Source organism: Streptomyces sp. NPDC045026, assembly GCF_056432625.1.
The window spans coordinates 218,583-239,850 of sequence record NZ_JBWKIS010000002.1; the positions used below are offsets into that span (position 1 = coordinate 218,583).

Annotated in this window: 21 protein-coding genes and 3 pseudogenes; 9 read left to right on the plus strand and 15 right to left on the minus strand. The window is 70.6% G+C overall.

Annotation, left to right across the window (positions count from 1 at the left end; genetic code table 11):
- Positions 1-143 precede the first annotated feature (143 nt).
- Complete coding sequence (locus tag AC07EJ_RS04770; RefSeq protein ID WP_478883797.1) at positions 144-377, minus strand: helix-turn-helix domain-containing protein; 234 nt, start codon at positions 375-377, stop codon at positions 144-146.
- A 677-nt stretch (positions 378-1,054) separates the two neighbouring features.
- Positions 1,055-1,366 (minus strand): annotated as a pseudogene (locus tag AC07EJ_RS04775) (tyrosine-type recombinase/integrase); the annotation flags it as partial.
- A gap of 277 nt (positions 1,367-1,643) precedes the next feature.
- On the opposite strand from AC07EJ_RS04775, the gene AC07EJ_RS04780 reads away from it, so the two are divergent.
- The gene (locus AC07EJ_RS04780; protein ID WP_389476081.1) at positions 1,644-2,441 is read left to right on the plus strand and encodes a maleylpyruvate isomerase family mycothiol-dependent enzyme; all 798 of its coding nucleotides are present in this window, start codon (positions 1,644-1,646) and stop codon (positions 2,439-2,441) included.
- 389 nt (positions 2,442-2,830) lie between these two features.
- On the opposite strand, the gene AC07EJ_RS04785 is transcribed toward AC07EJ_RS04780, so the two are convergent.
- From AC07EJ_RS04785 to AC07EJ_RS04795, 3 genes and pseudogenes are all read right to left on the minus strand, one after another.
- Positions 2,831-3,094 carry a hypothetical protein gene (locus AC07EJ_RS04785; protein ID WP_389476079.1) on the minus strand — a complete coding sequence of 88 codons (264 nt, stop codon included), beginning with the start codon at positions 3,092-3,094 and terminating at the stop codon, positions 2,831-2,833.
- A gap of 166 nt (positions 3,095-3,260) precedes the next feature.
- Positions 3,261-3,486: pseudogene (locus AC07EJ_RS04790) on the minus strand (site-specific integrase); the annotation flags it as partial.
- A gap of 87 nt (positions 3,487-3,573) precedes the next feature.
- Positions 3,574-3,884, minus strand: a pseudogene (locus AC07EJ_RS04795) (replication initiator); the annotation flags it as partial.
- 106 nt (positions 3,885-3,990) lie between these two features.
- Here AC07EJ_RS04795 and AC07EJ_RS04800 point away from each other — a divergent pair.
- On the plus strand, positions 3,991-4,212 hold the full coding sequence (locus tag AC07EJ_RS04800) for a hypothetical protein (protein ID WP_389476077.1): 222 nt from the start codon (positions 3,991-3,993) through the stop codon (positions 4,210-4,212).
- Positions 4,213-4,339: 127 nt separating this feature from the next.
- Here the strand turns inward: AC07EJ_RS04800 and AC07EJ_RS04805 are convergent, their stop codons facing one another.
- The 3 genes from AC07EJ_RS04805 to AC07EJ_RS04815 all read right to left on the minus strand — a co-directional run bounded on the left by AC07EJ_RS04805 (position 4,340) and on the right by AC07EJ_RS04815 (position 8,019).
- Entirely contained in the window at positions 4,340-5,812 is a 1,473-nt protein-coding gene (locus AC07EJ_RS04805; RefSeq protein ID WP_393582668.1) for a sialidase family protein, read from the minus strand.
- A 765-nt stretch (positions 5,813-6,577) separates the two neighbouring features.
- The gene (locus AC07EJ_RS04810; RefSeq protein ID WP_389476073.1) at positions 6,578-6,853 is read right to left on the minus strand and encodes a hypothetical protein; all 276 of its coding nucleotides are present in this window, start codon (positions 6,851-6,853) and stop codon (positions 6,578-6,580) included.
- A gap of 521 nt (positions 6,854-7,374) precedes the next feature.
- The gene (locus AC07EJ_RS04815; RefSeq protein WP_478883798.1) at positions 7,375-8,019 is read right to left on the minus strand and encodes a PASTA domain-containing protein; all 645 of its coding nucleotides are present in this window, start codon (positions 8,017-8,019) and stop codon (positions 7,375-7,377) included.
- A gap of 218 nt (positions 8,020-8,237) precedes the next feature.
- On the opposite strand from AC07EJ_RS04815, the gene AC07EJ_RS04820 reads away from it, so the two are divergent.
- Complete coding sequence (locus AC07EJ_RS04820) at positions 8,238-8,402, plus strand: hypothetical protein (protein WP_389476069.1); 165 nt, start codon at positions 8,238-8,240, stop codon at positions 8,400-8,402.
- Positions 8,403-8,440: 38 nt separating this feature from the next.
- On the opposite strand, the gene AC07EJ_RS04825 is transcribed toward AC07EJ_RS04820, so the two are convergent.
- Positions 8,441-8,785: a hypothetical protein gene (locus tag AC07EJ_RS04825; protein WP_389476067.1), complete on the minus strand. Its 345-nt coding sequence runs from the start codon at positions 8,783-8,785 to the stop codon at positions 8,441-8,443.
- A 130-nt stretch (positions 8,786-8,915) separates the two neighbouring features.
- Here AC07EJ_RS04825 and AC07EJ_RS04830 point away from each other — a divergent pair, with 130 nt between their 5' ends.
- On the plus strand, positions 8,916-9,158 hold the full coding sequence (locus tag AC07EJ_RS04830) for a DUF2277 domain-containing protein (protein ID WP_389476065.1): 243 nt from the start codon (positions 8,916-8,918) through the stop codon (positions 9,156-9,158).
- Positions 9,159-9,237: 79 nt separating this feature from the next.
- Here the strand turns inward: AC07EJ_RS04830 and AC07EJ_RS04835 are convergent, their stop codons facing one another.
- Positions 9,238-9,864 carry a DedA family protein gene (locus AC07EJ_RS04835; RefSeq protein ID WP_389476063.1) on the minus strand — a complete coding sequence of 209 codons (627 nt, stop codon included), beginning with the start codon at positions 9,862-9,864 and terminating at the stop codon, positions 9,238-9,240.
- Between the two features lie 274 nt (positions 9,865-10,138).
- Here AC07EJ_RS04835 and AC07EJ_RS04840 point away from each other — a divergent pair, with 274 nt between their 5' ends.
- Positions 10,139-10,762, plus strand: a complete 624-nt coding sequence (locus AC07EJ_RS04840; protein ID WP_389476061.1) for a superoxide dismutase family protein — start codon at positions 10,139-10,141, stop codon at positions 10,760-10,762.
- Between the two features lie 155 nt (positions 10,763-10,917).
- On the opposite strand, the gene AC07EJ_RS04845 is transcribed toward AC07EJ_RS04840, so the two are convergent.
- The 4 genes from AC07EJ_RS04845 to AC07EJ_RS04860 all read right to left on the minus strand — a co-directional run bounded on the left by AC07EJ_RS04845 (position 10,918) and on the right by AC07EJ_RS04860 (position 15,924).
- A complete protein-coding gene (locus AC07EJ_RS04845; RefSeq protein ID WP_389476059.1) occupies positions 10,918-11,385 on the minus strand; it encodes a DoxX family protein in 468 nt (155 codons plus the stop codon).
- Between the two features lie 58 nt (positions 11,386-11,443).
- Entirely contained in the window at positions 11,444-13,405 is a 1,962-nt protein-coding gene (locus AC07EJ_RS04850) for an FAD/NAD(P)-binding protein (protein ID WP_389476353.1), read from the minus strand.
- A 122-nt stretch (positions 13,406-13,527) separates the two neighbouring features.
- Positions 13,528-15,180: an alkaline phosphatase D family protein gene (locus tag AC07EJ_RS04855; RefSeq protein ID WP_478883799.1), complete on the minus strand. Its 1,653-nt coding sequence runs from the start codon at positions 15,178-15,180 to the stop codon at positions 13,528-13,530.
- A 96-nt stretch (positions 15,181-15,276) separates the two neighbouring features.
- Entirely contained in the window at positions 15,277-15,924 is a 648-nt protein-coding gene (locus AC07EJ_RS04860) for an HNH endonuclease family protein (protein ID WP_389476055.1), read from the minus strand.
- Positions 15,925-16,394: 470 nt separating this feature from the next.
- On the opposite strand from AC07EJ_RS04860, the gene AC07EJ_RS04865 reads away from it, so the two are divergent.
- From AC07EJ_RS04865 to AC07EJ_RS04875, 3 genes are all read left to right on the plus strand, one after another.
- Entirely contained in the window at positions 16,395-16,973 is a 579-nt protein-coding gene (locus tag AC07EJ_RS04865; RefSeq protein WP_375985968.1) for a TMEM165/GDT1 family protein, read from the plus strand.
- Between the two features lie 140 nt (positions 16,974-17,113).
- Positions 17,114-17,779, plus strand: a complete 666-nt coding sequence (locus AC07EJ_RS04870) for an HAD-IA family hydrolase (RefSeq protein ID WP_389476051.1) — start codon at positions 17,114-17,116, stop codon at positions 17,777-17,779.
- A gap of 200 nt (positions 17,780-17,979) precedes the next feature.
- Positions 17,980-20,061 carry a DHA2 family efflux MFS transporter permease subunit gene (locus tag AC07EJ_RS04875; RefSeq protein ID WP_389476049.1) on the plus strand — a complete coding sequence of 694 codons (2,082 nt, stop codon included), beginning with the start codon at positions 17,980-17,982 and terminating at the stop codon, positions 20,059-20,061.
- Between the two features lie 6 nt (positions 20,062-20,067).
- Here AC07EJ_RS04875 and AC07EJ_RS04880 read toward each other — a convergent pair whose 3' ends face one another.
- A complete protein-coding gene (locus tag AC07EJ_RS04880) occupies positions 20,068-20,577 on the minus strand; it encodes a GNAT family N-acetyltransferase (protein WP_478883800.1) in 510 nt (169 codons plus the stop codon).
- 87 nt (positions 20,578-20,664) lie between these two features.
- Here AC07EJ_RS04880 and AC07EJ_RS04885 point away from each other — a divergent pair, with 87 nt between their 5' ends.
- A complete protein-coding gene (locus tag AC07EJ_RS04885; protein ID WP_393582654.1) occupies positions 20,665-21,258 on the plus strand; it encodes a DinB family protein in 594 nt (197 codons plus the stop codon).
- The last annotated feature ends 10 nt before the right edge of the window (positions 21,259-21,268 follow it).

The window sequence follows — 21,268 nt, forward strand, 5'->3', positions numbered from 1 at the left end:
ACTCCCGCCCGTCCCTGGTCATGGCGGGCCAGGGGCGGGCGGGCCTTCACACGGGGCACGATCGGAGTGCAGGGACTCATGCCCCCTGCACCGTTCCTGCGGGCGCCTATTAGTGACAGTGTCAATACCTGCCACCGAGATGCCTAGTGCAGGAGGTCGGTCACGTGTACGCGCAGCTCGTGCGCAATCAGTAGCAGATGGCTGATCTTCACGTCGCTCGTCCCCCACTCGATGCGCTGGATCGTCGACCGGTCGATACCGGTCAGCGCGGCAAGCCGCTCCTGAGTGAGGTCTTGATGCAGCCGGCGGACGCGCACGCGGTCGCCAAGCGCTCGACGGGCGTCGAGGATCCATGGCGGCTGGTCGGCGGGCGGCACTCGACAAACGCTCAGCCGCTGATGATCATAAGTCAGCAGCAGAATTGCGGCATTCTTTGATCATGGTGAGCGCCAGGATCCGCGGTAGTCGGGTCCGGGTGCGGTTCGCGACTCGCCCTGCGGTGCTGGCATATGCCGCAGGGCTACGGGTACTGTCCTAGATTCGAACGTCTGTTCACTCGAATGGGCGATGTTGCGGAATCTGTACATCCACTAGACAGGGTGAGTGGTCACACCCCACGAGCGTGCCGGGCACCGTCGGCAGGTCGCCCCCCCTCGGTGGTGCCCCGGCACTCGGGGCGGCTCTCGCGCCAACCGCGCGAGGGCCGCCTGACCAGCGCAAACGACGATGATCGTTTAGGGGAAATTTAGGGGCCGTGCCCGTGGGTCACTGCCCGCGCACCACCGTCGCATTGCCGTGACACTCGCGGACGCGAGTCGAGCGGGAGACCTCAACCAACCGTTCTCACCTGCTGATTCGGCACTGTTGCCGCTGGTGCGAGCGACGCCGAATGAGGCGCTCACCCGCATACATCGACCCTTACAAGGCAGATGTCGGCGGTTCGAAACCGTCCGCGCCCACCAGTCTCGGGACATGAGTAAGGCCCAGGTCAACCGGTGCGAATCCGGGGACCTGGGCCTTAGTCGTTCGCGGCCGCTCTTCGGCGCCGTGCCACTTACGTGCCAGATGGGCCGTGCGGGGGCCGCTTCACCTTCCTGATCCGGCCGTCCACGTAGTCGGCGATCACATGGTCACGACCGTTGACGAGGTGCTGATAGATCAGCGCTGTCCGCACGGACGAGTGCCCCATGCGGTGCATCAACTCGCGCGTGGAGGCGCCGCCCGTCGCGGCGAGGGTGTTGCCGGTGTGCCGGAGGTCGTGAAAGTGGACGTCGCCCAGGCCGGTCGCGGCGAGCGCGCGGAGCCAGATCCGCCGGAAGTTGTTCCGGCGCAGGACGCCACCGCGGGCCCCGACGAAGACGAGCCCGGCTCCGAAGCGGCGACGGCGTCCCTTGTCGTTGGGCACCAGGCCGCCCGCTTGAGGCGCGGGGTACGGCCAGACCCGCGAGTCAATCGGAAACCTCACATTGGGCACGGTGAGAGCGGCCAATGAGGCCTTGCCGGTGCGGCGTTGCGTGACTCACCGATCGTTTCAGAATGTGGACGCGGCGTCATCTGAGGGCGCCCGGTCCGTGCCGCGCGCTCGCCGCCTCGGCTGTGAAAATCACTGTCCGATTGTCGGAACACGGTGATAGAGAGTCCATGTGACAACGACACTTACGTTCCCCGTTCTGTTGCGACTGATCGACGAACGGTCGACTGCCTTCCGCGCCGCGGTCGCCTCCGCGCCCAGCCTCGACGTACAGGTGCCGACCTGCCCCGAGTGGACGCTGTTCGATCTGGCGCAGCACATCGGCGAGGGGCGCCGCGACTGGGCCGCCACCGTCGCCGCAGGGCCTGCTCCGGCCAAGTCCGCAGCGGAGGGCGCCCCGGCTGCGCCTCGGGAGCGCGAGGCCCTGCCGGCCTGGTTGGCGGAGTCCACGGAGCAACTGCTGGACGCATTGCGGAAGGCCGGCCCGGATCGCGGTTGCTGGACGTGGTGGGGTGCGTCCCAGTCGCCGCAGACCTGTGGCGCCGTCGCCCGGCACCAGCTCCAGCAGATCGCGGTGCACACCTACGACGCCCAGGTCACTGTGGGTGCCCCGGAGCCGCTGCCGGATGAGGTGGCACTCGACGGTGTCGAGGAGTTCCTGTCCACCTGTGTCGCAACGACGGGTGCCTGGCCGCACAAGCCCACTGCCTTCGACTTCCACGCCACCGAGGGCCACTCCTGGCGCCTCACGGTCGACGGCGACGGCGCACGCTCCACCCGTATCTCCGCGCCCGGCACGACGCCTGTCGCCGCTGCCGACGAGGGCCCGAACGCGGCTGGTGTCTCCGTTCGCGGCACGGCCAGTGAGCTGGTTCTCTTCGTGTACGACCGTATCCCGGCGGACTCCCTGCAGATCGAGGGAGACGCAGGTTTGTTCGACCTGCTCCGCGAGTGGGACCCGGAGGAGTAGGACGGGTGCTGCAGAGCGGCGAAGTAAGCCTTGTCAAGACTGCATGCGGCGTCTGACACCAGCGTCTGACACCAACAAGCACGAACCGCAGCGGTCAGCGCCGGACCTCAGTGAACGATCGACCAAGGCGCAAGGGCCGTTGGCCGACGTTGACAGACCCTCGTGATCGACCTGATAAGGATGAGGGCCGAGCTCAAGGCCCATGCGCGTTCGTGCCCCATCCGTGCCCGATAGAGCGGGGACTCACGGGTAATCGCGGTCACCGACGGGCACCGCGCACGACGAAGGCCCCCGACCGATGTTCCTGGTCAGGGGCCTTCAACCTGCGCGGTGGGTGGGGGATTTGAACCCACGGTGACTCGCGCCACGACGGTTTTCAAGATCGTGTACTAAGTCTGTGGGAGAACCGGACGCTCGAACCCAAGGATCTCGTGAAGCCGACGGTCGAGGTACCGGGCCCCTGCCTCTCGGTCGCCCTCGACGGTCAGCCACTCACGGGCGGCAGTGACCATGTGCGTCTCGGCTTGATCCGTTTCCGCAGGCCGAAGCTCGACCCGATCGGTCAGCTCGCCCCAGATGAGTGCGAGCGAGTACAGCGCTTCGTCGCCGTTGTCCAGCGGCAACCCGCCACTGACGAGGCCCAGGATCTCCAACGCCGGTCGTACGGCGAAGTGTTGCTGTCCAGCATGGCAGCCGCACGCGCGCTCACCGCTGCGCGAAAGGCCTCCGAGTCACCCATGGTCACTCACGGTCGAGCCGCCTCCTGAGCAGCCGATCCATGTGGCTGACAGCCTCGCGCTGCGCGGCCTGCACGACGTGCGTGAGTTTGGCCGACTTCGTGGGCGCGGGGACGCCCGACGCGACCTTGTCGAGAAGCTCACGGCGCTTGGCGTCGCACTCCTCCCAGGGCTTGCCATAGGTGAACTTACGGGCGCGGGTGTGCCGTCAGGCTGGCGGAGATGTGGACCGCAGCCTGGTAGCGCCCATCCTTGCGCTTGGTGTTCGTGCCCGCGCCGTTGGGATTCCGCTTGTGCTGAGTGGCCATCAGGCAGCCTCCTCGATGCGATCGCGGATGTGGTCCTGGACGGCACTCTCGGGGATACGGCGGCAGCGGCCCTCCGTGATGGAGACGAGCTCGTTGGTCGTGCAGGGCTTCGCGGGCGGTTTCGCGGTTGAGTCGGAGGTGCCGAGCGATCGATGCGGCGAGGGCGGATTCGCCGTTCTTGAACGGCGCGGAAGTCGGCGCGGCTCTGGCGGAGTTCGCCGAGGGTGGTCGAGTAGCGGCGGGACTTGGAGGAGAAGTGGCCGCGGAAGCCGAGTATGTGGGCCGGCCCATCCCCACAGGCGGCGGTCCGGGTAGGGGCCGTCGAGGTCGCTGCATGCGGCGACCAGGCGGCGGCCGTGGCCGGGGACGCCGTGGCGGTCGAGTTCGGCGAGTTCGCCGCACCCGACAGCACCGTCACCCGAATGGCGCAACATGACGTGCCACCCACATGGTGATTAAGCTGATTAGTGCCCCAACTGGGATAATCCGTGAAAGGGGAACCAAATGCGCATTCGTCGAATTTTTGCCGCCGTCATCGCCACGGCAGCCCTCGCCGGACTCGGCCTCACAGGCGCCGCCACCGCCATCGCTGCCACCGCTACCGCTCCCGCACAGGGTGCCCCATCCTTCGTCACCCCTTCTCAGTGCAAGCAGGGCGGCGGAACGGCCGATCTGACGGACAACCTCTGTAAGGGCGGTATGCACAACGGGGAGACGATCGACTGAACCCCACAAGGCGCCCCGCAGCCACGCGCCGCGGGGCGGTCCCGCGCGTGAGCGCAGCGAACTGCCAAGGTTTGCGCGGCCGTAGGCCGCTCGTCGGCGGTCGGTCCGCCGACGGCGCTCGCGTCGGTCAACGGGTGCGGAGACTGCTGGTGTACACGTCCGTACGGTTCTGTGGTGCGCCGGAGTGGGTCTCGGTGAGCACCGCCCGTACTCCCTTGCCGTCTGCCACCAGTCCTTGGTAGTCGCCGAGGAAGTAGCCCCCGGCGAACGGCGCCTGCAGCCAGTCGAAGACCCGAGAGATCCGTCGTTCGGAACGGAGCTTCGGGTTTCCGTGCTGCAGCGTGGCCAGTTGGTAGGCGGTGGGCAGGGTGGTGGTGTTGCCGGGCTTGAGGAAGCGCAGGTCGTAGTAAGTGAGCGCGACCGTGCCCCGCTCGGCGACCGCCATCGACGGTGAGAAGGCCGGAACGCCCTTGGGGCTGATCAGCTCCGGGGTCCCCCAGGTGCGTCCGCCGTCGGTGGACCGCACAAGCTGGACGGAGTCGAACTTTCCACCGGAGAAGTCCGAGCCTTCGTAGGCCATGTACAGCGTGCCTGTCCTGGGGTCGACGGCCGGGCTCGGCAGGGTGGCCGCGGCGCGCAGCAGTTTGGTGGGGTCGTTCGGGTCGACCTCCGGTACCGAGGTGTCCCGGGCCACGGTGACCGGGGCGCTCCAGGTCTCTCCGGCGTCGGCCGAGGTGACCACCTCGTAGCGGGCGTCGACGACGGTGCTCAGGTCGTCGGAGTAGGTGATCCGGTCGAAGAAGTCGTACAGGGTGCCGGTGCACCGGTCGGCGACGATCAGATGGCCGATGGTCTGGGTGTTGGGCACGGTGCTGGTGTCGACGAACGGCCGGGCCTTGCTCCAGGTGCGGCCGCCGTCGCGGGTGAGGGAGATGTAGCCGGGGCCGTCGAGGGAGCTGGGGCCGGGCGGGTCGTTGTCGAGGCGGTCCCAGACCTGGTAGGCGGTGCCCTTGCGGATCGGGTCGGCGGTGAGTGAGGGCTTGTCGTTGAAAAACGGCTGCTCGTCGACGTGCGTGGTGGTGAGGTTCCGCCAAGTGCGGCCGCCGTCGCGGGACGTGACTGCCAGGAGGGCGCTGCGCGTGCTCTTCGTGAAGTCGACGCCCTCCCCGCCGGCGTAGACCGTGCCGTCCGGTCCGGTGCTCACCCAGGGGTCGGAGGCCCGTTCGTAGTCCGCGCCGCCGGGGGCGCACAGGCTGAACGGCAGCGTGCTCCGGTGGAAGGTGTGGCCGTCCGTGGTCCAGCCGGCCGCCAGGCCACGGGCGCCGCCGTCGTTCCAGCGGTCCTGCTGGAACACGGTGACCACGCGCTTGGGGTCGCGTGGATCGACGGACAGGTACGGCTCGACCTCGGTGGCCGGGTAGACGATGCTGTCGGGGGACCTCGCTCCGATGGTGCACTTCGCGTACGGGTCGCCGTGGGACACCTTGACCAGTGGTGTGCCGTCGGGGTTCCGGTCTGCTGCGGCGGGAGTCGTGCCGGTGACCGTGACGAGCAGGAGCGCGGCGGTGGTGACGGCGGTCAGGGGCAGGAAGACGCGCATGCGGGATTTCCTCCGGGCCTGTCGGCGGGGGTACGGGACCGCCGTCATCAGGGCGGCCTGGGGCGCGGAGGCGTACCGGAACGCGAGGGTGGGGCGACTCCGCTTGGTCCTTTTCGGCGTTGCGGCCGGTGCCCTTGATGGGCCGAACGACGGAGTCATCCCCGGGGTCGTCGAGGAGCACGGCGGAGCCGACCGGCGGGTGCCCTGTGCCGATCGGCTCGTGATCAATGCAGCTGGGAAATCCGAATCAATACAGCCAGGAAATGCGAACGACCTCGGCGGTCACTGTGTGACGACATGGCCGAGGCCGTTCAGGACGGCGGCGAGCGCGGTGTCCACAGCGTGGACCGTCTCGAAGCGGTGGCGGACCGTCTCGAAGCGGTGACGGCCTTGGCTTCGAGACGGTCGGCGTCCACCATCGTGAGTGCCGCGGTGTCGAGACGGGCGCGGGCGATCCACCCGACGGTGGACCGGGTGCCGTCACTTCATACCCACCGCGCCGGGTGCACCGGCCGGACTGGTTGCCCAGTCGTGCGCCGACCGGTCAAGTGATCGTCGACGTGGTCCCGTCAGGCAGCGCGTAGGCGTAGCCGTCGTAGGGGCGTGAAACGCGGGCGGTGACTGCCCGGCCCCGGAGAGGCATGACGTCACCGACCTCGACCTGACCGCATCGGTACGCCGCGTGCGCGTCGCTAGGAGCGGGGCGACGTCGATGTCCTTGGCGTCGCGACTGCCCACCGGGGCCGCGTTGTGTCCGGGCAGGCCCTAACGCGGTTCGTGGGCCGCCGCCCGGCAGGCACCGGTCGCGGCGCCGCCAGCCACTCCGGCCCCGGTCAGCCCGGTCACACAACTCTGCAGGTCTCCGACCACGCCACGGCTGCAGGCCGCTGCGACGGAGTCGGAAGCGGTGGCACCGGCCAGTTGGGCCATCTGCGTGCAGGCGGGGATGTCCGCCCGGACCGCGGGAGCGGCGAGGACCGCGCCACCGAGAGTGAGGGTCAGGCCGGTGAGGGCACCGGCGATACGGGTCGACGTGCGCATGGGACGCACCTGCCTTCCGGGTTGGTCGCGCGGTCCTGGTCCTGGCGGGCCGGATCCACGCGGTAAGGCCGCCTGGCGACGCTCGGTGAGTGATGCTCCGGCCGGCGGGCTCACAGACCGACCGCACGATTTTGCGTCGCATCCATCGAGCCGCACCGGGACATGGTCGCCAGGCCGAGGGAGAGGGCCCCGGATCGGATGAGACGTATTCGGACCTCCACTCGGGGGCCCCTCACTCCAGCGTCGCATCCTCTCCCCCGCCCGTCCCCTGCACACCGCCGGGCGCGGCTCGGCCGGGGAGGCGGCCGGCCTTCGCTTCCCCGCGAGGTACTGGGCCGCCACTGCGGTGGCACTTCACGGCGTCGTCCATGATCGGTTCGAAACCGTCCGCGCCCACCTGGGAGAAGACCCCCTGCCGGTCTCGGCCGGGGTCTTCGACGTGCAGGGCCGGCGGCAGCGGGAGCTCGATCACGTCGGGGGCATCACGCCGGCGGACCGTCCCCGAGCGGTCCGGGCCGGTGTCAGCAGGGCTCGTTGAACTTCACTGCGTCGAACTTCACCGGCCGGCCGTCGAGTTCGGTGCCTGGGGCCGGGGTCTGGGTGCAGATCTGCCAGTTGGACTCCATGAAGATGATGCGGTCCTGGCCTGATCCGTCGTTCACCGTGATGCTGTAGCCGCTGTCGAGGGCCTCGCGCGCCGCCTTCACGGACTTGCCCTTGAAGTCGGGCATCGTCGATCCGGCCGCCCGTGGCCGGCCCGCGTCCTTCGACGGGCACTCCTGCTCCAGCTTGACCGTGGCGAAGTCGATCTTCGTGTCCGTGGCGTGTTCGCCGGCCGCCGGGGTTTGTGAGCACACCTTCCAGTTGCGGTCGAACGCCTGCATGCGGCCTCGGCCGAGTGCGTCGTGGGAGGTGAGCCCGTAGAAACCGGCGGCCTGTGCCTCGTCCTGGGCGTACTGGAGGCCCTTGCCGGTCATGTTCGGCAGGCTCGCCTTCTCGGGGGCGGTGGCCTTGCTCGGGGTGGCGGCGGTGGTGGTGGCCGGGGTGGGGGTTCCGGGTGTGGTGCGAGGCGCTGCTGGTTTGTTGCCGACCGTTTCGGCTCCGCAGCCCGTGAGTGTGAGAAGTGCGGTGCCGACGAGTGCGGCGACGGTCGTGCGCGTGCGCATGGCGTAGTCCCCCCTGGGGTGGTGCGTGTACAGAAAGGGCATTATGCGTCATGTGAAGAGAACGTGAAGAAGCCTTCCGTTATGTGGGTGCGGGGAAGGGCGGAATGTCCGTGTGGGGCGGGTGTGTTGACGTAGCGGGGCGTGCGGATCGCCGTAACTTCCGTCACTCCAAGGGGGTTTCACGTGACCTTCACGTGCATGGACGTAAGCTTCACGCTATGGCCACGACTTCCGAACCCGCGACCGTGCGGCCTGCCGCCGATGTGAACGAGCAGATACGCGCCCTTTGGCTGCGCGCCGGGGGGCGGCTGAGCGCCGAGGAGCGGGTGGAGTACGAGGCTCTCGTGGTGGAGTGGGCCGCCGCGATGCGCAAGGCGGTCTGAGCGTCACCTGGGGGAGTGGGTGGGGTTCTGGGGTTCCCTCACTCCGGGCTCGAGGTGTCGCCTTCGTGGGCGCGCTTGAGGTGCATGCGGGCGTCCACGGTGTCCGGGGCCGATACGTCCTTCCAGTAGCGGTGACACGTCACGAAGACCGCCAGCTCGCGCTCCCGCTGACGGAGCTTTTCGACCTCGGCCTGCTCGTCCGGGGTCCAGCCGGGGGATGCGGGGCGCTCGCGCTTGCGCCAGCCGTGGTCGTCGTTGAACCCGTCGAGAGGGTCCACCGACCAGGGAAGCCGCTTCAGGAGGGTCAGGAGCTCCGCCCTGATCTGGTGCAGCTCCTCCTGGCCTGCCAGGAGGTCACTCGGGAAGTCATAGGTCGCTGCCACGCGGCAATGCTACGCCTGTTCGATTTACTGAGGCGAGCCATGACGGGCGTGTTCATTCGTACGTGTGTTTCGAACACGCGTTCTTTGTGAAGGCGTGCGCGAGGGCGGGGGAGCGCGCGAGACTGGAGGCATGTGCCGCAGCATCAAGACCCTTCGCCCGCCCGTCCTCCCCGAAGAGGCCACCGAGGAGGAGATCCGGGCCGCAGCCCTGCAGTACGTGCGCAAGGTGTCCGGCTTCCGGGCGCCCGCCGCGCACAACAAGGAGGTGTTCGACCGGGCCGTCGACGTCGTGGCCCAGGCGACCGCCGAATTGCTCGAGGGGCTCGAAATCCGTGGCCAGGGACGCCAGTTGACCGAGGAGCCGGCAGTCTAGGGGCTGTCCGGTCGGGTCCCGTGTGGGGTGAGGTCAGGTCCCGCGTGGGCGTCGGGTCAGGTCCCGGGTGGGCGTCGGGTCAGCTCGCCTGTTCCGGTGTCGGGCGTCGCATCAGGAATGCCGCACCCGCCCCCGCCCCGAACAGCGCGAGCAGTGACACCCCCGTGGCCAGCCAGCTCGCGCCGAGCCACTGGCCGCCGAAGTAGCCGAGGGCCACGCTGTAGCCCGCCCAGGCCACGCCCGCGAGGGCGGACCACGGCAGGAATTCGCGGACCCGGCGATGAGCCGTGCCCGCCGCGAACGAGACGATCGAGCGGCCCGCCGGGGCGAAGCGGGCGATGACCACGAGGATGCCCCCGCTGGAGCGCGCCAGCGCCCCGCCGAGACGTTCCTGCGCGCTGGTCAGGCGGCGGGAGCGGGCGATCGCGCGGTCGAGACGTTCGCCGCCGCGCCATGCGATGCGGTACGCGACCAGGTCGCCCAGTACCGACGCCGTGGCCGCCGAGAGGATCAGCGCCAGGATGGACGGCACCTCCGGCGGCACCTGTCCCGCTGTCGCCCCCGTGCCGGCCGCGGCAGCGGTGGCCGCGGTGATGATCAGGACGCCGCTCGGTAGTACGGGCAGGAACACGTCGAGCAGTACCGAGAGGGCCACCACCGCGTAGATCCACGGACCGCCGGTCAGTGACCCCACACTCTCCAGCACCGCGACTCCCCGTGATCCTTATGCGTGAATTCCCCGGTCAGCGACTGATGCCGCGGTGTCCCGGGGAGCGGCAGGGGCGGCTGATGACAGCTGTACAGCGTACGCCTCGGTTGTTGCTGGAGGGTCACCAGGGGCTCAGGTGTTCTCCAGGTCACGTTCACCCAGGTGCCGCGTCGCGCGCGCGGTACGCCCCGGTAACCCCGTACGAACGACGGATCGACAGGGCCCGGGAGCGGGTGAGTGGGAGCTTGAGCAGCAAGTGGAGGAGCAAGTGGTGGTGGCAAGAATCGTGGCGGGGGCTGTGACGGCGGCCGTACTCGCCTCGGGTGGTGGGACGGCGGGTGGCAGCGGGAAGGCGGCCGGCGGGACCGCGGGTGGTGGGACGGCCGATCCCGGTGGATACGGGGTGCGGGTGGCGGCGCGGTTCTCGCCCCCGAACGCCTTCGTGGCGTCGCCCGCGCTGACGTACGACATGAAGCTCGTGCCCGCCGGGGCGCGGATCGAGGTCGTTCAGCGCGGCGGGCACGGTCGGGTGAGCGTGAGCGTGCGGGTCGAGGGGCTGGTCGCGGGGCGCGCGTACGGCGCGCATGTGCACCAGGGGGAGTGCGGCGGGGATCCGGCCGCGGCGGGCGGGCACTACCAGCACCGTGAGGATCCGGTGCGTCCGTCGATGGATCCGGCCTATGCGAACCCGGCGAACGAGGTCTGGCTCGGTTTCACCACCGACGCGCAGGGCGCGGGGGCGGCGACCTCGCGGCAGAGCTGGGAGTTCAGGCCTGGCGAGGCGCGGTCCGTGGTGCTGCACGGGATGCCGGGCGGAGCGGGCGCCCGGATCGCGTGCTTCACGGTGCCGTTCGAGCCGGTGTCGTCCGAGCCGCGGGGTCACCGGGGGAGGTGAGGGGGAGGTGTGCGGCATGGAGGGGCGCCGGCACGCGCCGGCGCCCCTCCATGCCGCGGTCAGGCCATGCCGCGGTCAGGCCATGCCGCGGTCAGGCCATGCCGCGGTCAGGCCATGCCGCGGTCAGGCCATCACGCGGTCAGGCCGTCAAGCCCTCACGCCGTCGCAGGCTCCCGCTCGGAGTTCGACGCCGAGGCGGCCGGGGTCTCCGCCTTGTTCTCGTCGCGTGCGGTGAAGAGCCGGTCGATGCCGAGCGCTCCGGAGCCGGTGAAGACCAGGAGCAGCATGGCCCAGCAGAACATCGCGGACGGTTCGCCGCCGTTCTGGAGCGGCCACAGGGCCTCCGGCTGGTGGACCTTGAAGTAGGCGTAGGCCATCGAGCCGGAGGCTATGAAGGCCGCGGTGCGGGTGCCGAGGCCGAGGGTGACGAGGGCGCCGCCGACGAGCTGGATGACGGCCGCGTACCAGCCGGGCCAGGTGCCGGTGGGGACGGTGCCGCCGCCCATCGCTCCGCCGAGGACGCCGAAGAGCGAGGCGGCGCCGTGGCAGGCGAAGAGCAGGCCCACGATGATGCGGAAGAGGCCGAGGGCGTAGGGCTGGGCGCTGTTGAGACGTCCAGTCATGGGGGGACTCCTTGTGTCGGTTGGGGACGAACCGATGGAGGCCACAGGTTAGGGGACCCTAATCAACGCTTGCAAGTTCAACATCTGGCCGCGAACGGCGCTCCGTGCCGGGTTCCGGGCGGTCCTGTGCGGCGGCCCTCAGGGCCGCTCGGGCAACCGCGTCCGCGTCCGACAAAGTCACCGAGTCCACACCCGGACGGGCCCCCGCCGCGGTCACCCAGTGCACCCCCTCCGTGGGCACGCCGACCGCGAACCGCCTTGCGTGCGGCCTGCCTTGACGGTCAATCAGACGGTACGGACGCGGTGTCACGTCGACCCCGCCCGTCACGTAGCCGTCGAGGGTGTGCGGCCGGACATGGCCGGTCTTCAGGAGCCCGGCGAGCAGTTGGTCGCCGGTGCGCGCCACGTCCGTCTCCGGCAGCCGCGCCTCGACGAGTGTGGTGGCTCTCACGGATGAACCGGGCACATCGGGCGAGTGCGCGACGAACGCGCCGTCCTCGGCCCGCACGTCGAGGCGCGGTCCGACCACCGTCAGGACGCCGGCCTCGACGAGCGCGGTCATTTCCTCGATGCGTCGCCTGGGCGGGCCGATCGACAGGAAGGCGTTGAGCGGGGTGTACCAGCGGTCGAGGTGGTCGCGGCGCGAGCCGCCGCCGATCCCGCCGTGGTCGACGGCCTGGCGCAGCTCGTTGCGCAGGTCGCGCAGCACGTCCAGGGCCGCCTTCACGGGACCGTCCACGTTGCCGAGGGCGGCGTGCGCCGCGTCCTCGCGCAGATGGGCCAGGAGCCAGGTCCGCCACTCGGCCGGCGAGCCGAAGGAGAGCTCGGCGTGCGGCCGGGAGATGCGGTCCCAGGACCAGCGGACACTCTCCGGAATCCCGAACTCGTGCAGGACGTCGGCCTCTTCGGAGCTCTGGTGCGGCGCAGCGAGGAAGCCTTCGCGGAAACCGGCGTCCCCCGCACCCGCGCGGCGCAGCAGCGTCTCGTAGTAGACCGTCTCCACCTCCTTCGCGACGAGCGGCCAGATCTCGCCGAGGAAGTCCGGCGCGTCCCCCGAGTCCGCGCGCTCGCGGAAGCGGGCGATGGCCTCGGGGGTGAGGACGGCCGGTTCGTGGCGCTCGTACGGGCCCTTGGCGTTGTCGCCGCGCGCCTGGTACGGGATGCCGCGGCGCGACCCGGCGTACAGGCGCGGCTCGCGGCCCGAGGGCTTGTACCGCAACTCCCCTGCGGACGTGCGGCGGTAGCGGCCGCCGCGCCCCTCGGTGAGCAGTGCCATGTGGTCGAAGAAGTTGAGGCCGAGGCCCCGCAGCAGGACGGTTTCACCCGGGGCGACGGCGGAGAGGTCCAGGTCGGCCGGGTTGGCGGGCGGGACGTGGCGCAGGGCGTGCCGGCGCGCGTACTCGGTGAGGCGCGTCTCTGCGGGGCTCGCGGTCGCGGGCAGATGCCCCTGGGCGAGGACGACGACGGAGAGGCCGGTCAGCTCCCGCCCGTCGTCGAGTACGAGGGTCTGGCGGCCGTCGTCCGCGTCGTCGAGGCGCACGGCTCGCGCCCGGTGCACCTCGACGCGTACGGCGTCGGGGGCGCAGCCCACGGTTTCGCTGAACACCCACTCCAGGTACTGGCCGTAGAGCGCGCGGGACGGGTAGTCGTCGGGGCCGAGGGGGAGGCCCTGGCGCTGGGTCCACTCGTGCAGGCTCGGCCCCCGGCGTATCGGGCCCGAGCAGTCCACGCTGTCGTCGGTGAACAGCGTGACCTGTGAGGCGACGGTGTTCATCAGGAGTTCGGGTGCCTGCGAGGTCCGCCAGACGCTGCCGGCTCCCGGCGGCGCCGGATCGACGACGTGGACGGTGAGGCGGGCGCCGGGCGGGAGGAGCTCACCGGCGGAGGCACAGAGCCGTTCGAGGACGCTGGTACCGCGCGGGCCCGCCCCGACTATCGCTGCGGCCGGCGCCGAGCACACTGCGGACAAAGAGGGACTCCAGGGGCATGTGGGGCTGCTGGCAGCGGAACGTCCGCTCATCATGCCGGGTCGCCCCGTCAAGGGAAGAGCGGAGTCCGGGTGTGCGCCGTATCTTCACCCGGCGGCCCCGTGGGCGACAGGCCTGGTCACGCACGGTCATTCACGACATCCACCCAGTACGGTCATTCACTCAGCACGCTGTCCGCCGCGTCCCGCAGCCTGGCCTTCCCGCCCGGCACCGCCTGCGCCTGCTGGAGCCGCAGGCGCGCCGCGCGCCCGCGCAGCGTCAGCGTCATCAACTGGTTGCCGAACCAGGGCCCGCCCGTCTTCCGCCAGGAGACCGCGGGAGCGGCGAGGCGGCCGTGCCGGGCGAAGCGCCGTCCGAGGGCGCGGCCGAACCGGCTCCAGCCGAAGCGGAACCCGATCTTTATCGAGCCGGGGATGGAGTTGTGCACCGGCGAGCAGGTCAGCTGGAGGACGCGCGCGGCCGGAGCCGGTGCGTCGTCGGGCCAGGCGGGTTCGGCGACGTATGCGTGGTGGACGTCGCCGGAGAGCACGCACACCGTCGCCGGCGCGCCCTCGCCGCCGCCCGCCTCGGCGATCAGCGCCGTCAGCGCGTCGAACGACGCGGGGAACGCGGCCCAGTGCTCCAAATCGGCCCGCCTGCGCAGCTTTTCGCCGAACCGGGCCCACCGCGCACCGCGCTCACCCCGGCACAGCGCGGCGTTCCACCCCTCGGCGTCGTGCACGAGATGCGGCAGCAGCCAGGGAAGTGACGTCCCGACGAGGAGATGGTCGTACGCGCCGGGGGACTCCAGCGCCTGCTCCCGCAGCCACGCCGCCTCCGACGGGTCGAGCATCGACCGGTCCGCCTCGGCCAGGACCCGGGCGGCCCGCGTGTCGACCATCAGCAGGCGTACGCGGCCGAAGTCGCGCCGGTAGCTCCAGCGGACGGACGTCGCGTCGGCGTCGGCGCGGGCGGCGAACTCCCTGAGCACGTCCGTCCCGTCGGGGTCCGCGCGCACCGCCGCGTACAGGGGGTCGGCGGCCAGTTCGGCGGGCGCCAGATTGCCCAGGTGCTGATGGACCCAGTACGACATGAGGCCGCTGAGGATCCGCTCGTTCCACCAGGCGGTGGCCCGTATCTCCGCGAGCCAGGAGGCGCTGGTGTTCCAGTCGTCCACGACGTCGTGGTCGTCGAAGATCATGCAGGAGGGGACGGTGGACAGCAGCCAGCGCACATCGGGGTCGAGCCAGGACTCGTAGTAGAGCCGGGTGTACTCCTCGTAGTCCGCGACCTGGTTCCCCGGGGCGTCGCGCAGGTCGCGGCGGGCGGCGAGATAGCGGCGGGTCGCCGGTGAGGTCTCGTCCGCGTAGACCTGGTCGCCCAGCAGGAGCAGGACGTCCGGGCGCTCGGCGTCGGGCGCGGCGGCGAGTTCGGTGGCCAGCGTGTCCAGGGCGTCCGGGCCCACCGGGTCGTGGTCGTCGGCGGGCGGCGCGGCCCACCGGCAGGAGCCGAACGCGATGCGTATGGGGCGGGCCGCGTCGTCGTACGAGGGCGTGCGGATCGCGCTCGGCGGAAAGGGCGAGTCGGCGAGCGGCCAGACCCGGACGCCGTCGAGCAGCACCTCGTAGGCCGTCGCGCTGCCCGGCGTGAGGCCGGTCACCGGGACCAGCGCGTAGTGGTGGCCGCAGATCTGGAACGTGCGGGCACGGCCGGACGAGCCGTCCGCGCAGCGCACTTGGGCGGTGCACGGACGGCTCGCCTCGACCCAGACGGTCGCCGACGACTCGTCCACGTATCTCAGCAGCGGTCCAAGTCGCAGCCGTGCCACGTGATCAGCCTCCTCAGTCGCCCCGTACGGTACGGAACGACGGAGGCCGGCGGGGAGGTTCCGGCAGGCCGGGATTCAGATCCGCGGCACGAGAGTTCAGCAGCCGCTGAGGTAGGACGTCAGCGCGCTCTTCTCGGCGGAGTCCACCGTGAGGTTGTAGTAGTGCTTCACCTGCACCCACATGCGGACATAGGTGCACTTGTACGCGGCGCGCGACGGCATCCACTTGGCCGGGTCCTGGTCGCCCTTGGACTGGTTGACGTTGTCCGTGACGGCGATGAGCTGGGGCCGCGTGAGGTCGTTGGCGAAGCCCTGACGCTGGGCGGTCGTCCAGGCGTTGGCGCCGGACTTCCAGGCCTCGGAGAGCGGGACGATGTGGTCGATGTCGACGTCGGCCGCCGCGCTCCAGGTCGCGCCGTCGTACTCGGAGTACCAACTGCCGGACGTGGCCGCGCAGCTGGAGTCCTGCGAGACGTTCGTGCCGTCGCGCTTGAGGACGACCTCGCGGGTGTTGCAGGCGCCGGACTGGGTGATCCAGTGCGGGAAGAGGTCGCGGCTGTAGCCGTCGGAGGAGCCCTCGGCCTTGACCGTGAGCTCGCCGAGGTACGTGCGGGCGGTGGCGCCGCTGACCGGGGTGGGGGGAGCGGCCTGTGCCGCCGGGCCGTTCAGCAGGGTGAGAGCGGAGACGACGGCGGTGACGGCGCCGAGTGCGGCGGCGCGTCGACGCGCGTAGAGCATGCGCATGTGAACTCCCTTGAAGTGGGGGGAAGTTGGCCGAGCGGGCCCGGCCATGCTGGCGCTCCGGGGTTTCCGGGAGATGTGCGCCGAGTGACAGGGTCGCGTCAACGACGCGTACACATCAAGGGGGCGGACGTGACTTCCGGGGGGCGGGCGTGACTTGGGGTGCGGGCCGGTGGTACCGGGGCGGCGCGTCCGGACGTGACGCGGGTCATGCCGATTCGCTCAGCAGTTCGCGTAGGATGGACGGCGCAGAAGGGGAGTAGCTCTTCGCCGGACCGTCGACATACTGCTCAGCTCGTTCTGAGCCGGCGCCCGGAGGCAGGACCCGTACACCCGGTCCGGCCAGCGAGACCTTCGGCAAAGCAGTGATTCAACTGCGTGCACACCTGTGTACGCACCTGAGCGCTGCCGTGCCGAGGTGTCGTGAAGGACTGCGTAGCTCTCGGCGGGGCAGCCCGACCGATTGAGGAATCTTGATCAGCATCAGCGTGATGGCGGTCGTCTTCGGCATCGTCTTCCTTGCCGAACTCCCCGACAAGACCGCGCTCGCCGGACTCGTCCTCGGCACGCGCTACCGCGCCTCGTACGTCTTCGCCGGCGTCGCCGCCGCCTTCGCCGTCCACGTCGCGCTCGCCGTCGCGGCGGGCAGTGTCCTGACCCTGCTGCCGCAGCAGCTCGTGCACGCCCTGACCGGTGTGCTGTTCCTCGGCGGCGCGGCCGTCCTCCTGATGAAGAAGGACGAGGAGGAGGAGGAGGTCCGAAAGCCCAAGGACCAGAGCTTCTGGAAGGTCTCCGGCGCGGGCTTCATGCTCATCCTGGTCGCGGAGTTCGGTGACCTGACGCAGATCATGACCGCGAACCTCGCCGCCCGCTACGACGACCCGCTCTCCGTCGGCCTCGGCGCCGTCCTCGCCCTGTGGGCCGTCGGCGGCCTCGGCATAGTCGGCGGCAAGGCCCTGATGAAGCGGGTGCCGCTGGCGCTCATCACGAAGATCGCCGCCGTTCTGATGCTCGGCATGGGCGTCTGGAGCCTCTACGAAGCGGTGGCATAAGCCGTGCATCCGGCCCTGACCAGGGCCGCTGGCGTAGTCGCGGCAGTGTTTTGTACAGTTGAGGAACAAAGTGGCTCCCGCCCACTCACCCTGACCGGTGGGCGGGGCCGCCTTGTTCCTACGCCTGGAGGACCCTGCCGATGACGGCCACCACTGTTCTGTCCGCCCGCGCCCTTCTGCTCGACATGGACGGCACGCTGGTCAACTCCGACGCGGTGGTCGAGCGCTGCTGGCACCGCTGGGCGGCCCTCCACGGACTCGACGCCGACGAGGTCATGAAGGTGGTCCACGGCCGTCAGGGCTACGCGTCCATGGCGCTCCTCCTGCCCGACCGCCCCATGGCCGAGAACCACGCCGAGAACGCGCGCATGCTCGCCGAGGAGACCGCCGACGTCGACGGCGTCGTCCCCGTGCCGGGCGCCGCCGCGTTCCTGGCCTCCCTGCGCGACGGCGGCCTCGCCCACGCCCTGGTGACCTCGGCCGACGTGGCCCTGTCCACCCGACGCATGGCCGCCGCCGGCCTCACTCAGCCAGACCTGCGCATCACCGCCGAGAGCGTCGGCGCCAGCAAGCCCGACCCCGAAGGGTTCCTCAAGGGCGCCGCCGAGCTGGGCATCGACCCGGCGGACTGCATCGTCTTCGAGGACTCGGAGGCCGGGATCGCGGCCGGCCGCGCCGCCGGGATGCGCGTCGTCGGCGTCGGCCCCCGCGCGGGCGCGCACGGCCCCACGGTGGTCGTGGACGACCTGACGCAGGTGCGGGTCGAGGCGGGCGCCGCGGGCGAGATCCTGCTGCACGTCGGCTAGCCCGCACCCCCGTATCGGCCGGCCCCACACCCTGCATCTGTATCGGTGAGCCCCGGGCCGCGCCGTCCGCCGGGCCCCGCGCCGCCGCGCCCCTCCTGAACGCCCCGGCCTCAACAGGCCAAAACGGGACTGAACCACCATTCTGGTACATGGCAGAGCCCCGGCCGGCCGTGTCCGGCGCGGGGCCTCAGGAGGTGTCCATGACCCAGGACGCTGGCGGGGGCCTTCCCCGCACGGACCTGACGGCAGGCCCCGGCGGTGACCGCACCGGATCCACGATCGGCGGCGGCCACGCCCCCCGAAGCGTGATGGTCTCGATCGGCGCGCTGCTGCTCGGCATGCTCCTCGCGGCGCTCGACCAGACCATCGTCTCGACGGCGCTGCCGACCATCGTGAGCGACCTCGGCGGCCTGGAACACCTCTCGTGGGTCGTGACCGCGTACCTGCTGGCGTCGACGGCCGCCACGCCCCTGTGGGGCAAGCTCGGCGACCAGTACGGCCGCAAGAAGCTCTTCCAGACAGCCATCGTGATCTTCCTGATCAGCTCGGCGCTCTGCGGCATGGCGCAGAACATGCCGCAGCTGATCGGCTTCCGCGCCCTCCAGGGACTGGGCGGCGGCGGCCTGATGGTCCTGTCCATGGCGATCGTCGGCGACATCGTCCCGCCCCGGGACCGGGGCAGGTACCAGGGCCTGTTCGGCGCGGTCTTCGGCACGACGAGCGTGCTGGGTCCGCTGCTCGGCGGGCTGTTCACCGAACACCTCAGCTGGCGCTGGGTCTTCTACGTCAACCTGCCGATCGGCGTCGTCGCGCTCGTCGTCATCGCCACCACGCTCCACATCCCCGTGCGTTCCGCCAAGCACACGATCGACTACCTCGGCACCTTCCTGATCGCCGCCGTGGCGACCTGTCTGGTCCTCGTCGCCTCGCTCGGCGGCACCACCTGGGCCTGGGGCTCGCCGCAGATCATCGGCCTCGTCGTACTCGGTGTGGTCCTCGCGGTCGCGTTCGTCCAGGTCGAGCGGTGGGCCGCAGAACCGGTCCTGCCGCTGAAGCTGTTCCGCATCCGCACGTTCACGCTCTCCGCGGTGATCAGCTTCGTCGTCGGCTTCGCCATGTTCGGCGCCATGACGTATCTGCCGACCTTCCTCCAGGTCGTCCAGGGCATCTCGCCGACGCTGTCGGGCGTGCACATGCTGCCGATGGTCATCGGACTGCTGCTCTCCTCGACGGCGTCCGGCCAGATAGTCAGCCGTACGGGCCGCTGGAAGGTCTTCCCCATCGTCGGCACCGGAGTCACCACCCTCGGTCTGCTCCTCCTGCACCAGCTCGACGAGAACAGCTCGACGGGCGAGATGAGCGCCTACTTCTTCGTCTTCGGCCTCGGCCTCGGACTCGTCATGCAGGTCCTCGTCCTGATCGTGCAGAACGCCGTCTCCTACGAGGACCTGGGCGTCGCCACCTCCGGCGCGACGTTCTTCCGCTCCATCGGCGCCTCCTTCGGCGTCGCGATCTTCGGCACGATCTTCGCGAGCCGCCTGGGCGACAAACTCACGGACGCCCTCGCCGGCCGCAGCCTGCCCCCTCGCGTCGACGTGAACGCGCTCCAGTCGGACCCCCGAGGCATCGGCAGCCTGCCGCCCGCCGTACGCGGACCGGTCCTGCACGCCTTCGCGTCGTCCATCACGGACGTCTTCCTCTACGCCGCCCCGGTCGCCCTCGTCGCCTTCGTACTGGCCTGGTTCCTGCGCGAGGACAAGCTGCGCGGCTCGGTCACCGCGCCGGACGGGACGGAGACCCTGGCCAGCAACCCCGTACAGCGCTCATCGCACGACGAATGCGCCAGGGCCCTGTCGGTGCTCGGCACCCGGGAGGGGCGCCGCGAGATCTACGAGAAGATCACCGAACGGGCCGGCTACGACCTGTTGCCCGCCACGAGCTGGCTCCTGCTGCGCATCAAGCGGTACGGGTGGGCGGAGCCGTCGGCGCTCGCCGAACGCAGCGCCGTACCGCTGCCCGTGATCATCGCGGCGGCCCGGCAGGTGGAGGAACGGCGCCTCGCCACGCGCGAGGGCCTCGACCTCGTCCTCACGGAGGATGGCCGCGAGGTCGCCGCGCGGCTGTCCGCGTCCCGCGAGGAGTCGCTCGCCGAACTGCTGGGGGACTGGTGGGGCCCGAACCGGCCGACGGACCTGGTGAAACTGGTGGAGGAACTCAACGCGGAGCTGTGCGGGTCGGACGCGGAGCGCCCGCACGACGGCCTGGCGACCGGCGGCGCCTGACGCCGCTCACACGTCGTCCCGCACGAGCTTCTTGGTGAACCAGTGCTCGGCGTACACGTCGTCGTTGTGCGGGGCCGTCTCCTCGTAGCCGTGCCGCGCGTACAGCATCCGGGCCTCCACCAGGTCGTTCCGGGTGTCGAGCAGGACCCGCTCGGCGCCGAGACCGCGCGCGGCGCTCTCCACCTCCGCGAGCAGCACGGACCCGCCGCCCTTCCCGCGCATTTCGGGCCGCACGAACACCCGCTTCAGCTCGCCGGTCGAGGCGTCCGTCATCCGCACGCCCGCGGTCCCGGCGGGCTCGCCCCGGTACCGCGCGACCAGCAACACCCCGCCCGGCGCCGCGAGATAGGCCCCCGTGTCGGCCGCGACCTCGCGCTCCAGCTCGTCGGGGTCGGTGGTGTGCCCCTCGTGCAGGAGGTACCAGCGGTCGCTGACCTCCGTGTAGTACGCGCGCCACAACTCGGCGGCGACGGCGGAGTCGAACGGCTCAGGGGCGACGGTCCACGGCGAGTTCATGGGGGCATTGTCGGGGGAGGCCCGGCGCCGGGCGCAAGGGGGTTTAGACCTGTACAGGCACCCGGGGTTCGGACATGCTCTGTGGCTGTGACCGACGAGACCGCTGTGACCGACGAGACCCCTTTTGGGACCAGTCCCGAAACCAGCCCCGAAACCAGCCCAGAGACCGGCGAGATCAAGGCGCTGCTCGACGCCCTGCGCGGACAGCGCCGCCACATCCTGGGCATCATCGACGGGCTCGGCCCCGAGGCGCTGCGGCGGCCCGTGCTGCCGTCCGGCTGGACGTGTCTGGGACTGGTCCAGCATCTGGCGCTCGACGTCGAACGCTTCTGGTTCCAGGCCGTCCTGACGGGTGACCAGGCAGTCATCGGCAGCCTCGACGCCATCGAGGACGCCTGGCAGGTCGACCCGGAGCTGCCGGCGGCCGACGTCCTGGAGCGGTACCGCCGCGAGACGGACCACGCGGACGGGATCATCACGACCACGCCCGCGGACGCGCCCCTGGCCTGGTGGCCGCACCACCTCTTCGGGCCGCCGCACCTGCACACCCACCGGGACGTCCTGCTCCACGTCATCACGGAGACCGCCTGCCACGCCGGCCACCTGGACGCCGCCCGCGAACTCATCGACGGGCGGCGCTGGTTGGTGCTCACCGAGGACGGCGCGGCGGACGCCCCCTAGGAGGCGTCCG